The sequence below is a fragment of the Pelotomaculum sp. FP genome (genome assembly GCF_004369245.1).
In the GTDB taxonomy this organism is placed as follows: domain Bacteria; phylum Bacillota; class Desulfotomaculia; order Desulfotomaculales; family Pelotomaculaceae; genus Pelotomaculum_C; species Pelotomaculum_C schinkii.
Map to the genome: position 1 here is coordinate 36,619 of NZ_QFGB01000010.1, position 14,886 is coordinate 51,504.

Sequence of the window (14,886 nt, forward strand, 5' to 3'; positions counted from 1 at the left end):
TATTAAAAATGTCGAATAGCATTATTTTGTAAATATTTTCTTATTGCACAGGAGGTATATCCCATTAATGTCAGATTACCCGGTTTTAACAATGGAATTAAACATAGGTGGACGACCTATGACCCTGGAGACAGGAAAGCTGGCGAAGCAAGCAGGCGGGGCTGTTTTTGTCCGGTATGGTGAAACTGCCGTCCTTGTTACAGCGACGATGGCGCGTAATATCAGGACCGGTATAGACTTTTTCCCCTTGACGGTCGACTATGAGGAAAGATTTTACGCTGTAGGCAAAATCCCCGGAGGCTTTATTAAGAGGGAAGCCCGCCCCAGCGAGAAGGCCATACTTTCAGGCAGGTTGATTGACAGGCCGATTCGGCCGCTTTTCCCAAAACAACTCAGAAACGAGGTGCAGGTGATTGCCACGGTCATGTCGGTCGATCAGGACCACGCTCCGGAGATAGCAGCCATGATCGGCGCTTCAGCGGCCCTGCATATTTCTGAAATACCCTTGAAATACCCAATCGGTGGTGTTATTGTCGGCCGGGTCAACGGGGAGCTGGTAATTAATCCTGTCCTTGCGCAAGCCGAGCAGAGCGACCTGCACCTCGTCGTAGCGGGAACAAAAGACGCGGTCATGATGGTGGAAGCCGGAGCTAAAGAAATACCCGAAAAGATTATGCTCGATGCTATCGCTTACGGCCATAGCGCTGTCAGGGATATCGTTGATTTTATTGAAAGTTACCGCGAGGCAGCATTAGCAAAAGGACTGGCCAAAGCAAAAATATTACCGGAAATCACCGAGCCGGCGCCAGAATTGGTGGATATTGTTACCCGGTCGGCCACTCCCAAAATTGAGGGAGCGCTCATTCGCTGCAGCAGCGAAAAACTCTCCAAGCTTACCAGGGATAATTTCCTGGACGAAATTAAAGCTGAATTGGTGGAGCAGTTTCTGGAACAATTTCCGGAGCAGGAAAACGATATAAAAGAATTGCTGGAATCAATAGAAAAACAATTGGTGCGCAGGATGATCGTAACCAAGGGAATAAGGATCGACGGGCGGGCCCTCAACGAGGTACGGCCCATAACGGTTGAGGTAGGCATACTTCCGCGGGCGCATGGATCAGGCCTTTTTACGAGGGGACAAACCCAGATCCTTTCATCGGCGACCCTGGGGACAATATCGGAGGAACAGATCCTTGACGGCCTGGGTGTTGAAGAGTCAAAAAGGTTTATCCACCACTACAACTTCCCACCTTTTAGCGTAGGTGAAACCAGGCCGATGCGGTCACCGGGACGCCGGGAGATAGGACACGGGGCTTTGGCGGAACGGGCGTTGTCGGCAGTGATCCCTGATGAGGGCGCTTTCCCCTATACGATCAGGCTTGTTTCTGAAGCGCTTGAATCAAATGGCTCAACTTCCATGGGGAGTGTGTGCGGCAGCTGTCTGGCCCTGATGGACGCCGGTGTTCCGATTAGCGCCCCGGTTTCAGGTGTCGCCATGGGTTTAATTAAGGAAGACGACCAGCTTACAGTTCTGACTGATATTCAGGGCTTTGAAGATCACCTGGGTGATATGGATTTTAAAGTAGCCGGAACAGTAAAAGGAATTACCGCGCTGCAGATGGATATTAAAATTGCCGGGATTAGCCAGGAGGTATTTGAACAAGCGCTGGCCCAGGCTCATGAGGGCCGCATGCATATATTGCAGAAAATGCTAGATGTACTCCCCGCCTCCAGACCTGAGTTGTCTCCCCACGCTCCACGGATTATCCACACTACTATTGACCCGGAAAAAATAAGGGATGTGATTGGTCCAGGCGGTAAGATAATCAAGAAGATCATCGAGGAAACCGGAGCTGATATAGATATAGAGGATGACGGCAGAGTATTTATTGCCGCTGTGGATCAGGAAAAAGGCAAGAGGGCGCTGGAGATTATTGAAAGCCTGACCAAGGAAGTGCAGGCCGGGGAAATATACAACGGCAGGGTAGTCAAAATAATGGACTTCGGCTGCTTTGTAGAAGTCATACCCGGTGTATTGGGACTGACCGGCAAAGAAGGCCTCGTTCATATTTCTCAACTTGCTCACCATAGGGTTAACAAAGTGGAGGACGTTGTTAAAGAAGGGGATATGATCCTGGTCAAGGTTATCGGCTACGACAACCAGGGCCGCCTGAAGCTCTCCAAAAAAGATGCCATGCCGGCGCCCGAGGGGGGCGAGGAGAAAAACGACCGGCAGAACCGGTCGTCCAGACGCAGAGAATAACATCCCAATGCCGTCTCAAAAACCCTTATGATATTAGAAAACCTCACTTAAGAGGTTTTTTCATTTTTGAAAAATAATCTTACCTGTTTCAGCATAGGTTTTTTCAAGAATGGAATGGGGGTTTGAAAAAATTGAGGTTATTAATACTGTCTTCCGGTAGCAAAAAGACAAGGTCGAGCTTTTTTGCTCTGCTGGTCCTCATAGGTATGGCAGGGTATTTAATCAGTCCCTGGAAACAACCGGCCACCACAACCGGAGCGCCGGTTTACCAGGGCAGCGGCAAAGAAAAAAATGTCGCCCTGACCTTTAATGTAGTTTGGGGGGAGGAATATGTTCCCCAGATCCTTGAGGCGCTAAAGAAAAATGATGTGCCGGCTACTTTTTTTATCGGTGGACAATGGGCGGAAGATTTTCCCGCCTTAACCAGGCAAATTGCCCAGGACGGGCACGAAGTCGGCAACCACGGCTACTCACACCCGCATCCGGATGGAATTTCCCGCTCCGCGAACTTAGATGAAATTAAAAAAACTGAAACTGCGATCGATAATTCTTGCGGCATCAAGACTAAATTGTTCGCGCCGCCATATGGCGAGCGGGGTGATGCAGTATTAAAGGCAGCTGAAGATGCGGGATATCAAACTATACTTTGGAGTGTCGACACCATTGACTGGCAGCGACCTGAGCCCTCTGTAATTGTAAAACGGGTTGTTGAAAAAGCACACAACGGCGCCATCGTCCTGATGCATCCCACTGCCCCGACTGTCCATGCCCTTCCTGAAATAATCGGGGAACTAAAGAAAGAAGGGTACGAAATGGTCAAGGTTTCAATACTCCTTGAAGGCTTGAAGACAGAATGAAAGCGAATCGACCAACTTAAAACTAATAATCCGCCACAAAAATGGGAAACCTGATCGCGTGAAAAAGGTGGTCAAAAAATGCGCCTGAGAAACCGGGCATTTCCATTACTGTATCCGGTCTTAATTATAACCATAATTATTTCTTTTCCTTGCTGCCGGCCGGCCTACCCGTCTGAACCAGGCTGCTGTTCCATACCATCAATTACTGCTGACGCCGCTATCCTGATGGATGCCGGAACAGGCCAGATCCTCTTTGAGAAAAATGCCGGCCTAAAAAAACCCCCTGCCAGCACCACCAAGATTATGACAGCCCTGCTGGCTCTGGAGGGCGGGGATTTACAGGAAACTGTAACAGTAAGCCCCCATGCCGCCTCAGTAGGTGAAGCCAGCCTGGAGCTTACAGCCGGTGAAATGCTTACCCTGCAAGCCCTTTTATATGGCGCCCTGCTTGAGTCCGGCAATGACGCTTGTGTCGCCTTGGCCGAACACATTGGCGGCACAGAAGGAAATTTCGTGCTATTAATGAATCAAAAAGCAAAACTAATTGGAGCGGACTCTACCAGTTTCAAAAATACCAACGGCCTTCCAGCGGCAGATCATTACACCACGGCAAAAGATTTAGCAACGATCACACGCTATGCTTTTCACAATCAGGTTTTCAAACAAATTATCGGTACCCGCAATATAATAATTGAGAGCAGTATGGGTACTCGTCATTTAAGTAATACCAACCGCCTGCTGTGGAGTTACTATGGGGCAGACGGCGTTAAAACCGGCACCACAGTGGAGGCTGGTTGCTGCCTGGTAGCGTCGGCTGCCAGGGATGGAAGAAAATTAATCAGCGTGGTGCTTAACAGTGATGATCGCTGGACAGATTCCATAAAATTGCTTGATTACGGTTTCGAGCGGTTTGAAAACTTGCGGGTAATCGACCGGGGCGCTGTGGTTGGAAGCGCCATGGTCGAGGAGGGTATAACTGACGAGGTTATGGCAGTGGCCTCTGCCGAGCTTGACGTGGTCATTCCCAGAGACGAGGAAGTCGCTTTGGAAAAAGTGGTTTCAATTGAAAGGCAAATAACTGCTCCGCTAGTTAAGGGTCAGCCAATCGGCAGAATTACAGCCAAGATTAACGGGGAAGTCGTTGGAAGCGTTGAGCTGGTTTCCGACCGTGATGTCGACAGAATGCCGAATTACCGTTTGTTTTGGGTAAAGAGGAATTTTTTGCCGATATAAAAAGGAATTATAATAAATTTAACGAATAATTGTAGGATTGTACTTTAAGGAGGTTTCCACCATATGTTCCAGAAGGTAACATTAGATAACAACGTGCATATTCTAACCGAGGATATCCCCCACGTCCGGTCTGTAGCCGTGGGTTTCTTTGTAGATGTCGGCTCTCGCGACGAAGACAACGAAGTCAGCGGTGTTTCCCATTTTATCGAGCACCTTATGTTTAAAGGCACCAAACGGCGTACAGCCAAAGATATAGCCGAAACCCTGGATGCAGTTGGAGGCCAGTTAAATGCGTTCACGACTAAAGAATTCACCTGTTACTACGCGCGGGTTCTTGACGAATATTTTGACCTGGCTGTAGACCTTTTAAGCGATATGTTCTTTGACTCAAAATTTGAGCTCCAGGATATAGACAAGGAACGGAATGTTATCCTGGAGGAAATTAAAATGTACGAGGATGCTCCTGATGAACTTGTCCACGATATTTTTGCCGGTTCAATGTGGAAGAGCCATGCTCTGGGCCGGCCGATTATCGGAACAGCCGATGTAATAGCCGGCATATCCAGAGACAAGATTATGGATTACTACCATAAGTATTATAATCCTGCCAAACTTACCGTGGCAGTAGCAGGGAATATCGATCATGAGCGTGTTATCAACAAGCTCCGCCCAATCCTTGAGCCAAAACAAGGCAACCCCACCGTGAGGAGGATGATCACACCTGCCCCGCACCGCGAGGTAATATGCCGCAGCAAGGAAACTGAACAGGTCCACCTGTGCATCGGTACTCCGGGCTTGAAACTGAACGACGACAATATTTATGTCTTCCAGGTTACCAACACAATTTTGGGCGGCGGCTTAAGTTCAAGGCTCTTTCAGGAAATCAGGGAACAGCGGGGATTGGTGTACACGGTTTATTCCTACCATACCTCCTACCATGATGCCGGCTTGTTCTGCGTTTACGCCGGATTAAGTAAAGAAAACATTGATGAGGTCATGGAACTAACCTTAAAACAGGTTAGGGACATTCAAGTCAACGGAGTAAATCAACAGGAACTACAGAGAGCTAAAGACCAGCTAAAAGGGAACCTGCTGTTAAGCCTCGAAAACGTCAATACCAGAATGAGCCGTTTGGGTAAATCACAATTATATCTGGGCAAGGTTATTCCACCTGAAGAAATTGTGGCCCTGGTAAACAAGGTGACAGCCGATGAAATACAGGAGCTTTCCAGACAAATGTTGAAGCCTGAAAATTTCTCACTGGCTGCTATTGGGCCATGGGAAGATTGTGGCAACCTGAAAAAAATCCTCACCGGATTGTGGGTCTGATGACATGAAAATCCTCTCCAAAAAGAGGATTTTTTTACGAACAAACCTTTAATTCAAACTAGTCGGATGGGGGACAAGAGCAATGGAACTTATCGCAAATATTCAGGTTAAAAAGCTTTCGGAGAAAGTTGGCAGGGATATTCCTTTTCCCCGTTACGCCACTGACGGCGCCGCCGGTCTGGACCTGCCGGCCTGCCTGGACTCCCCGGTGGTTATAGAGCCCGGTTCCAGGGTAGTGATACCTACGGGACTGGCGATCCAGATACCTTCCAGGTATATTGTCGGACTGGTATTCCCCAGAAGCGGTCTTGCCGCCAGGCACGGCATCTCCCTTGCCAATGCTGTTGGTGTTATTGACAGCGACTATAAAGGTGAAATACTTATCGCACTGATTAACCAGGGAGACAAGGAATACTTAATCAACCCGGGTGAGAGGGTAGCGCAGATTGTTTTTATGCCCGTTTTCAAGGTAAAGCTTGAGGAAACTGATACTTTGGACGACACCGTCAGGGGAACCGGTGGCTTTGGTTCCACGGGCCAGCTTTAAATATCGGCTATTTTTTGGTATTTTAACTATTTTTATAACAACAGGTAACCTGTTGTTTTTTTATTCATATTTCCTGCCTGTCCCAAATAAGATAGCTATGGGGTGAGGCGAATGTTAAGCGGGATAATTCTCATTATCGTAATCTTATTTCTGGTGAGTATATCAGTCCGGGAGCGTATCCTGCTGTACAAGTACCGGGAAAAGGATTGGAGCTCTATTGGTGAAGCAAAGTCAAGTCCTCTATCACAAGCTCTGGCAAACCTGGTCGGGGTTGCCGGCGGCATTTATATTTCCCTGGTGGTTATAGCCACTTTTATGGAAGTTCAGCTGCCTGAGCGTATTTACCTGGGAGGGCTCAGCATGGAACCATTGGCTTTTGTGTCCATTCTAATGGCTGTCGCCCAACCATACATGCAAAGAATTATTAATGCTTGGAGAAGAATATAATTAAGATAATAAGGAGGACCTTCTAGTGCGGATGGGTGAACTTGCCGGTAAGGAAATTGTAAATTTATATAACGGGTCGCGTCTTGGCGTGGTGGGAGAATCCGACCTGATCCTGGACACAGAATCGGGGGAAATCCGTTCAATTATCCTGCCCAAGAAAAACAACCTAATTAATATCTGGATCGATAGACAGCACCTGGTTATACCCTGGGAGGCGATCAGAAAGGTTGGCGCGGAGGTTATTATTGTCGATTTGGATCAGACAAGTCCAAGTTACCAGCGATACAGCTCGAACTTTTAAAAGACTCTGGGGTAGGGGGCAGGGGGTTATCCTCCGCTCTCTGCGCAATTCTACATTTTCAATAAGGCAGCATCATGTCGTCCGCATATACAGACTGCCATGCGGCAGCTACGCGCTATTCAAGCTTTACTGCACGCCTGCACGCGCTAAGGAACGCATCCAGGTGCTCCATTCGCTCCGGATAACCCCATGCCCGCAAGTCGGGTCATTTTGAGAGTATGTATATTGGCTTAAACTCCATGCCGGACATGGAGTTTTTCATTATTAGCCTCTGGGGTAGTGGTCACGGGGTTTTCCTCCGCTCTTTCACAATTCTACTTTTTCAGTAAGATAACATTATTCCGACCGCATTTGCAGACTGCCATCCGGCAGCTACGCGCTATTTAAGCTTTTCTGCAAGCTACGCACGCGCTAAGGAACGCATCCAGGTGCTCCGTTCGCTCCGGATAACCCCATGCCCGCAAGTCGGGTCTTTTTTAAAGCATTTCTAATATGTATTAACCTTAACTCATGCAGGCCATGGGGTTTTTTGTGTTTGTTTACGGTCAAACTTAATTATTTTGATTGTTATTAATCCAGGCTGAAATGGCATAATAAACGTGTTGACAAAATAACCGGAGGCGTAACATGGCCCGTGAACAAAGGGTTGCGTTAATAAAAAAAATATCTGAGCTTAGAGGTTCTAAACTGCTTTGCTATATCACCGGCGACCGTGAGAACGTCAACACCAGGATTGCCCCGGATGTTACGCCGGTCTTCTACAGGCATCTGGAAATGTTTGGTGAATGCAAGCAAATTGACCTGTTTCTGTATACAAGGGGGGGGGACGTCCTGACGCCGTGGCGTCTGGCTCATCTGATTAGAGAATATACCAATCGTTTTGCTGTTCTGGTGCCATTTCGTTGCTACAGCGCCGGAACTCTCTTGTGTCTGGGAGCGGATGAAATAGTGATGGGTAAAATGAGTGAACTTGGGCCTATTGACCCCAGCGTTGTGAATGCTTTTAATCCACAGGATCCCAATAACCCTGCTGCTAAGATTCCTGTGAATATTGAAGATGTCTATTCGTACCTTGCCCTGGCAGGTGAAAAAGCCGGTGTATGCAGCACCGACCAGCAGGTTAAGGCTTTTACCCTGCTGGCAGAACGTATTCACCCGCTGGCTTTGGGAAATGTGCACCGAAATTATCTGTTGATCAGGTCACTGGCTAAAAAAATGCTTGCGTTGCACCAGTTGCCTCTGAAAGAAGGACGCATTGAACACATTGTGGACAATCTCACTGAAAAACTATATGCGCATAACCATATGATTTCCCGCCGGGAAGCTATGGACGAGATTAATCTGGCTGTATCAATACCGGACACAAGCTTTGAACCGTTGATGTGGTCATTATACCAGGACTACGCCGAAGAGTTGGCCTTGTCTGAGCCATTTAATCCGTCTGAAAAGCTGATAGGGGCCAAGACTGAATTTGAGGTGGTTAGCGGATACGTTGAATCGATGCAGGGCGCAGACGCTTTTGTTTTTTCGGGTGTGGTCGAAAAGCGTGATTTTCCCGAGGCCGGCCAGGTAAACGTAAGCATACTTAAACAGGGGTGGAAAACAATATCATAAGGGGGATGAATATGCATGGAAGAAAGCCGGACAGCCTTTGATAACAAGAAATTGCATTTTAATTATTATACAGATACCACAAAGTATTATCTTTTGACAGGCGGGTCAGGTTACCCGCTGGCTGATTTCGATTTTTCCAATATCCCTTCACTAAAGCAAACCAGCTTTGTAATACCTAAAAAATAGCGCATGATTGTCTAATTTCATAAAACACAACACCGTCCTGACTGTTTCTATACAGGGCTATTTTGTTTTCAAGTCCTGAATTAATATTGACATAAACAATTATATATAAGAAAATTAATTTTAAAAGTCAAAGGGGTTTCTTCTTTCGGGATTAGCTGCTTAAAGGAGGCATACTATGATTAAAGTTATCGTCACCGGGGCTTATGGAAAGATGGGCCGTGAGGTGGTGAAATCGGTCCTGCGAACCGAAGATATAGAACTTGTCGGAGCAGTCGACAGTGTTGGTGAGGGTACAGATGTAGGTTCACTGGCCGAAGCAGGCAGTACAGGGATAATTATTGAAAAGGATCTTGAAGAAGTGCTGATGCGGGTACGTCCTGACGCAGCAGTGGACTTTACCGGTCCACATTCTGTTTACAATAACACGATGATCTACCTCAAGCACCGGGTCCGCCCGGTCATTGGAACGACCGGCTTAAGTCCGGAGCAAATCAATGATATTGTCGCATATTCGGAGAATCTGGGAGTAGGTGGATTAATAGCGCCCAACGTTGCTATCGGAGCTCTGTTGATGATGAAGTTTGCGGCAGAAGCATCCCGGCATTTCCCCCATGTTGAAATTATCGAACTGCACCACGATCAGAAACTGGATGCGCCTTCGGGCACGGCTATTAAAACGGCCGAAGCTATTATTGAAGAGAGGGGTACGGAAATCCAGCAGGGTTCGGCAATGGAGGTTGAAAGATTGGCCGGAGCGAGAGGCGGAGAATTTGCCGGGGGTATACGCATTCACAGCGTAAGGCTTCCAGGGTTGGTGGCGCACCAGGAAGTGATCTTCGGAGGACTCGGCCAGACTCTGACCATCAGGCATGATTCAATAACCCGGGAATCTTTTATGCCCGGTGTATTGTTGGGTATTCGCAAGGTAATGCGTCTTGAAAGGGTGGTTTATGGATTAGACCGGTTGCTCTTTGAATAAAGACATCTAAATACGAGGTAAATGCAGGACAAGCACCTCCGTTTAACGGAAAACATATACTGTACTGTATTTTGGGGTAAACGTGTTTAGGGGGGCAAAACTATGCGGCCAAACCTTAAGGGGTTGAAGGTTGCCGTTATGGGCGGTGATGCCAGAGACCTGGTTATTGTGGAAGAACTGGCTGCTTCCGGAGCGCTGGTCAATGTTACCGGCCTGCCGGCCAAGGTGAAGCCGGGGGTTGCCGCCTTCCAGGAGCAGGAAGAGTGTTTGCATGGGATTAACGCCCTGGTTTTACCGGTACCCGGTATCAATGAGGACGGGCTTATATACGCCCCGTTGGCGGATCAGCCACTGACCCTGACAGAGCAACTGATTTCAATTATGCCCTCCAACATCCCGGTCTTTGTCGGGGTGGCCGGACAGAAGCTGGTCAGGTTAATGGAACAAAAGGAATTGCGTCTTATAGAACTAATGAAAATTGATGAGGTCGCAATTTACAATTCCATACCTTCCGCTGAGGGGGCCATACAAATGGCTATGGAGATGCTGCCCATTACTATTCACGGCTGCACAGCTTACGTCCTTGGCTTTGGCAGAACCGGCGCCACGCTGGCGCGCCTGCTCGGCGCCATGGGGGCAAAAACACGGGTAGCGGCAAGAAGGAAAGAACCCCTGGCACGTATTGCTGAAATGAACCTTACCCCAATACCGTTTGACCAACTGTCAAAATCCCTGAGAGAAGCGGATGCCATTTTCAATACTGTCCCGTCTATGGTCCTGACGGGCGAAATACTGGAAAATGTATCACCTGAGGCCGTAATCATAGATCTTGCATCGGCTCCAGGAGGTACAGATTTCCAGGCGGCTAACAAACTCGGGATTAAAGCAGTCCTGGCGCCGGGGTTGCCCGGTCGTGTCGCGCCCAAGACGGCAGGCCGTATACTGGCCAGGACCATACTCGGGTTTCTGGCGGAGGAGATGGCCGGCAGGTAATTGGTTTCGGTTTCGGAGGTGCTTATGATGCGTTTAAAAGGGGTTAAAGTGGGATTTGCCCTTACGGGTTCTCACTGCTGTCTTGCTGATGTAATACCGCAGTTGCGTATTCTGGTTAGTGAGGGCGCTGAAATATTACCGATTATCAGCCAAACGGTTGATACTACCGATACCAAATTCGGCGCCAGTAACACATGGAAGAAAGAAATAAAAGATATAACCGGCAGGGATGCTATTACAAGCCTGGTGGAAATTGAGCCGATCGGGTCAAAAAAACTTCTCGATATTTTGCTTGTAGCTCCCTGTACAGGCAATACTCTGGCCAAACTGGCAAATGGAATCACTGATGGGCCGGTCTTGTTTTCTATCAAAGCCCAATTGAGAAACCAGAGGGCGGTTGTTCTGGGCATATCCACTAACGATGGCCTCAGTATGAACGCGAAGAACATCGGACTCTTGCTTAACGTAAAGAACCTCTATATGGTACCATTTGGGCAAGACAACCCAACCAGCAAACCAAATTCACTTATGGCCAAGTGGGATCTGATTACTGAGACGCTCCTCGAGGCTATGAGAGGCAAGCAGTACCAACCGTTATTGTTAGGATATCATCCATAGGTTCAAAAAACCGGTATGATACCTGACCGCAACCCGGCACGTTCTTATAAAACATATGCATTTAAACTGTATTTGGAGGGGTATATTTGAAGAAGTTCAATGTAGTTATCGTTGGGGCGTCCGGAGCGGTGGGCCAGGAATTGCTCAAAATACTTGATGAAAGAAATTTCCCGGTCGGCGAATTAAGACTTTGCGCAACCTCACGCTCCGCAGGTAAAGTTATGCTTTTCAAAGACCAACCGTATCAGGTGAAAATCACTACACCTGACTCTTTCAACGGAATGGATATAGCTCTGTTCGCAGGGGGCATTGCAAGCAAGGAATTTGGATCTGCCGCCGTTGAGCGGGGCGCAGTCGTTATCGACAACAGCAGTAATTACAGAATGGATCCGGCAGTTCCGCTGGTGGTACCGGAAGTTAACCCCGAAGATGTAAAATGGCATCAGGGTATTATCGCTAACCCAAATTGTTCAACCATACAGATGGTGGTTGCATTAAAACCAATACATGACGCTGCCAAAATTAAGAGGGTGGTGGTAGCAACATACCAGGCGGTGTCTGGAGCGGGACGCGAGGGTATTGAGGAACTTACGGGGCAGACCAGGGCGGTGCTTGAGCAGGGTGAAATAACCCCAAAAATTTTCCCCTACCCTATAGCCTTTAATTTAATTCCTCATATAGACGTCTTTATGGATTTGGATTACACCAAAGAAGAATGGAAAATGGTCAAGGAAACCCAAAAAATCCTGCACGATGACGCTATTGCCGTAACGGCCACCACTGTACGGGTACCGGTCTACCGCAGCCATTCGGAAGCTGTTAATATTGAGACGCACCGAAAAATAACTGCTCAGGAAGCAAAGCGTTTATTTGAAAGTTTTCCGGGTATTGTAGTTATTGACGACCCCGGCGCCAAGCTTTACCCCATGCCTTTGTTTGCTTCCAACCGCGACGAAGTTTTTATCGGTCGCATCCGGGAGGATAATTCAATCCCCAACGGCTTAAACATTTGGGTGGTAGCGGATCAAATCCGCAAAGGGGCCGCTACAAATGCTGTCCAGATTGCGGAGTTGCTTGTCGAATACGGATGTTTGATGAATAATTAATGCCTCAAACTGTCATTCTCTACTGAAGCCCGCAGCAGCGTCATGGCGCCAATCGACCGGTGTCGAGGTTGAAGGCTGAAAAGGAGATTGTTTAATGAGATTTATTGTCCAGAAGTTTGGCGGCACCTCCCTGGTGAGTCAGGATAAACGGGATATTGCTGTATCCAGGGTGATCCAGGCTAAACAGGAAGGCTATGCCCCGGTTGTGGTGGTGTCTGCCATTGGACGCGCGGGGGATCCTTATGCCACCGATACCTTGCTCTCCTTTGCGTGCAGCGGCAATACAGAGCTTGCTCCCCGTGAGAGCGATCTACTAATGTCATGCGGTGAAATTATTTCCGGTGTAATTATGGCGGCAACCATCCAAAAAACGGGTTGCCCTGCTGTATTTCTTACCGGCTCACAAGCGGGTATTATTACCGACAGTGAATACAATGAAGCAAGAATATTAAGGGTTGAACCCGAGTATATAATGAAACATGCTTCTGCTGGGAAGATTGTGGTTGTGGCGGGATTTCAGGGTGTTACGCAGCAAGGGGAGATTACGACCCTTGGCCGGGGGGGGAGTGACACTACGGCGGCTGCGCTGGGTGTGGCTCTTGATGCTGCCTGGGTTGATATTTATACCGATGTCGATGGAATAATGACGGCGGACCCAAGAATTGTAGAAGACGCCCTGCCGCTGGAAAATGTTACTTATAACGAAATCTGCCAACTGGCTCATGAAGGGGCCAAGGTAATCCACCCCAGGGCCGTTGAGATTGTTATGCAGAAAGGAATCCCTTTGCGGATTAAATCAACTTTCAGCGGCGGGCCAGGTACCCTGGTAACCTCACAGGGTGAAATGCAAAATGGCTCGATTGATATTACCAGGGACCGGACAGTTACCGGCATTACTTATATTTCAGATATTACCCAGATAAAAATAATAGCCGATAGTATCACGGATAAAATTGATTTCCAAAGGAAAATATTCAAGAGTCTGGCACTGGCCGGGATTAGTGTGGACTTTATAAACGTGCATCCCGATGTTATATTATTTACTGTTAAAAACACTACCGCGTCGAAAGCCGTACAGGTTTTAGATAATATTGGTATCTCCCCGCAGGTGCTGCCTGACTGTGCCAAAATTGCAACCGTGGGCGCGGCAATGACCGGCGTACCTGGTGTGATGGCAAAAATCGTTGAGGCGCTCGCACGGGAACAAATCAAGATCCTGCAGTCCGCTGATTCTTATACTACTATTTGGGTGCTGGTTAAAAAGGAAGACATGGAGAAGGGCATCCGCGCTCTTCACCGTGAGTTCCGGCAATAATGAGTAATAACAAGGAAGGTGAACAGAATTGAATGTGGATTTTGGGCGGGTACTGACCGCCATGGTCACGCCTTTCCATAATGACTTGAGCGTCAACCTGAGCCAGGCCAGGAAGTTAGCGCGCCACCTGGCTGCTTCCGGTTCGGACGGGCTGGTCATAGCCGGAACAACAGGGGAGTCGCCGACACTTACTAAGGACGAGAAGGTAGAACTCTTCCGGGCCGTGGTGGAAGAGGTAGGAGGAAAGGCCGTTGTTTTGGCTGGAACAGGCGGCAATTCAACCGCGGATAGCATTGTGTTAACCCGGGCAGCCGAAAAAGTTGGTGTTGACGGGGTAATGCTGGTAGTCCCGTATTATAATAAGCCATCTCAGGAAGGGATTTACCAACACTTTAAGACTCTGGCAGAGAGTACCGACCTTCCTGTAATGATCTATAACATACCGGGCAGAACAGCTGTAAATCTGCTGCCTGCAACAGTGGCCAGGCTCGCTGAAATTGACAATATTGTCGCGATTAAGGAAGCCAGTGGCAGTATGGATCAGGTCAGTGAATTACGCAGGCTTTTGCCGGACAGTTTTGCGATTTACTGCGGCGATGATTCTTTGACCCTGCCAATGCTGGCGCTGGGCGGGAAAGGTGTTATCAGTGTGGCATCGCACCTGGTGGGACCCCGTTTGCAGGAACTGGTGAATGCGTTTACATCCGGAAACACCACCCTGGCCAACGAAATCCACCTCGAACTGTTCCCCCTCTTTAAAGGTTTATTTATCGCCACCAACCCGGTTCCAGTAAAAACCGCCTTAAATTTGAAGGGGTGGCAGGTTGGAGCAACACGCCTGCCTTTAGTGGAAGCAACCTCGACAGAAAAATCAGCTATTAAAGAACTTCTGGAAAATCTCAACCTTTTTTAAGCGCCAACCATCGTTGATAATCGAGTGTGCCAACTAAGGGGATAGAAGAGGAGCCGCTTACGTAAAATGCAGCTCCTTTTCATGTATTATATGAGGTTTTTTGGGGACATTATGCTTTGGCCTGCTTGGATAAGAATTTCTTACTGCAATAAACAGGCTACAGTGTTAACATTATGTTTTAAATT

The 14,886-nt window shown here is 48.1% G+C and carries 15 protein-coding genes; all 15 read left to right on the forward strand.

Going from position 1 to position 14,886, the window contains the following annotated elements:
* The first annotated feature begins 67 nt into the window (after positions 1-67).
* Positions 68-2,263: a polyribonucleotide nucleotidyltransferase gene (locus Psfp_RS05875; protein ID WP_134217623.1), complete on the forward strand. Its 2,196-nt coding sequence runs from the start codon at positions 68-70 to the stop codon at positions 2,261-2,263.
* Between the two features lie 131 nt (positions 2,264-2,394).
* The gene (locus Psfp_RS05880) at positions 2,395-3,120 is read left to right on the forward strand and encodes a polysaccharide deacetylase family protein (protein WP_243120499.1); all 726 of its coding nucleotides are present in this window, start codon (positions 2,395-2,397) and stop codon (positions 3,118-3,120) included.
* Positions 3,121-3,198: 78 nt separating this feature from the next.
* Entirely contained in the window at positions 3,199-4,353 is a 1,155-nt protein-coding gene (locus Psfp_RS05885; protein ID WP_134217624.1) for a D-alanyl-D-alanine carboxypeptidase family protein, read from the forward strand.
* Positions 4,354-4,416: 63 nt separating this feature from the next.
* Positions 4,417-5,682, forward strand: a complete 1,266-nt coding sequence (locus tag Psfp_RS05890; protein WP_134217625.1) for a pitrilysin family protein — start codon at positions 4,417-4,419, stop codon at positions 5,680-5,682.
* Positions 5,683-5,764: 82 nt separating this feature from the next.
* Positions 5,765-6,229: a dUTP diphosphatase gene (dut, locus tag Psfp_RS05895; protein ID WP_134217626.1), complete on the forward strand. Its 465-nt coding sequence runs from the start codon at positions 5,765-5,767 to the stop codon at positions 6,227-6,229.
* Between the two features lie 111 nt (positions 6,230-6,340).
* Positions 6,341-6,676, forward strand: coding sequence for a hypothetical protein (locus Psfp_RS05900; protein ID WP_134217627.1), 336 nt, complete (start codon positions 6,341-6,343; stop codon positions 6,674-6,676).
* Between the two features lie 25 nt (positions 6,677-6,701).
* A complete protein-coding gene (locus Psfp_RS05905; RefSeq protein WP_134217628.1) occupies positions 6,702-6,977 on the forward strand; it encodes a YlmC/YmxH family sporulation protein in 276 nt (91 codons plus the stop codon).
* 627 nt (positions 6,978-7,604) lie between these two features.
* Positions 7,605-8,591 carry a hypothetical protein gene (locus tag Psfp_RS05910; RefSeq protein WP_134217629.1) on the forward strand — a complete coding sequence of 329 codons (987 nt, stop codon included), beginning with the start codon at positions 7,605-7,607 and terminating at the stop codon, positions 8,589-8,591.
* Positions 8,592-8,606: 15 nt separating this feature from the next.
* Positions 8,607-8,777: a hypothetical protein gene (locus Psfp_RS21525; protein ID WP_190238911.1), complete on the forward strand. Its 171-nt coding sequence runs from the start codon at positions 8,607-8,609 to the stop codon at positions 8,775-8,777.
* 175 nt (positions 8,778-8,952) lie between these two features.
* Positions 8,953-9,756 (forward strand): 4-hydroxy-tetrahydrodipicolinate reductase, encoded by an 804-nt coding sequence (gene dapB, locus Psfp_RS05915; protein ID WP_134217630.1) that lies wholly within the window; start codon positions 8,953-8,955, stop codon positions 9,754-9,756.
* Positions 9,757-9,858: 102 nt separating this feature from the next.
* The gene (gene dpsA / locus Psfp_RS05920) at positions 9,859-10,749 is read left to right on the forward strand and encodes a dipicolinate synthase subunit DpsA (protein WP_134217631.1); all 891 of its coding nucleotides are present in this window, start codon (positions 9,859-9,861) and stop codon (positions 10,747-10,749) included.
* A 27-nt stretch (positions 10,750-10,776) separates the two neighbouring features.
* Positions 10,777-11,367, forward strand: coding sequence for a dipicolinate synthase subunit B (locus Psfp_RS05925; protein WP_134217674.1), 591 nt, complete (start codon positions 10,777-10,779; stop codon positions 11,365-11,367).
* A gap of 86 nt (positions 11,368-11,453) precedes the next feature.
* Positions 11,454-12,473, forward strand: coding sequence for an aspartate-semialdehyde dehydrogenase (locus Psfp_RS05930; protein WP_134217632.1), 1,020 nt, complete (start codon positions 11,454-11,456; stop codon positions 12,471-12,473).
* A 94-nt stretch (positions 12,474-12,567) separates the two neighbouring features.
* Positions 12,568-13,788, forward strand: coding sequence for an aspartate kinase (gene dapG, locus Psfp_RS05935; RefSeq protein WP_134217633.1), 1,221 nt, complete (start codon positions 12,568-12,570; stop codon positions 13,786-13,788).
* 28 nt (positions 13,789-13,816) lie between these two features.
* On the forward strand, positions 13,817-14,701 hold the full coding sequence (dapA, locus tag Psfp_RS05940; RefSeq protein ID WP_134217634.1) for a 4-hydroxy-tetrahydrodipicolinate synthase: 885 nt from the start codon (positions 13,817-13,819) through the stop codon (positions 14,699-14,701).
* Positions 14,702-14,886: the final 185 nt, after the last annotated feature.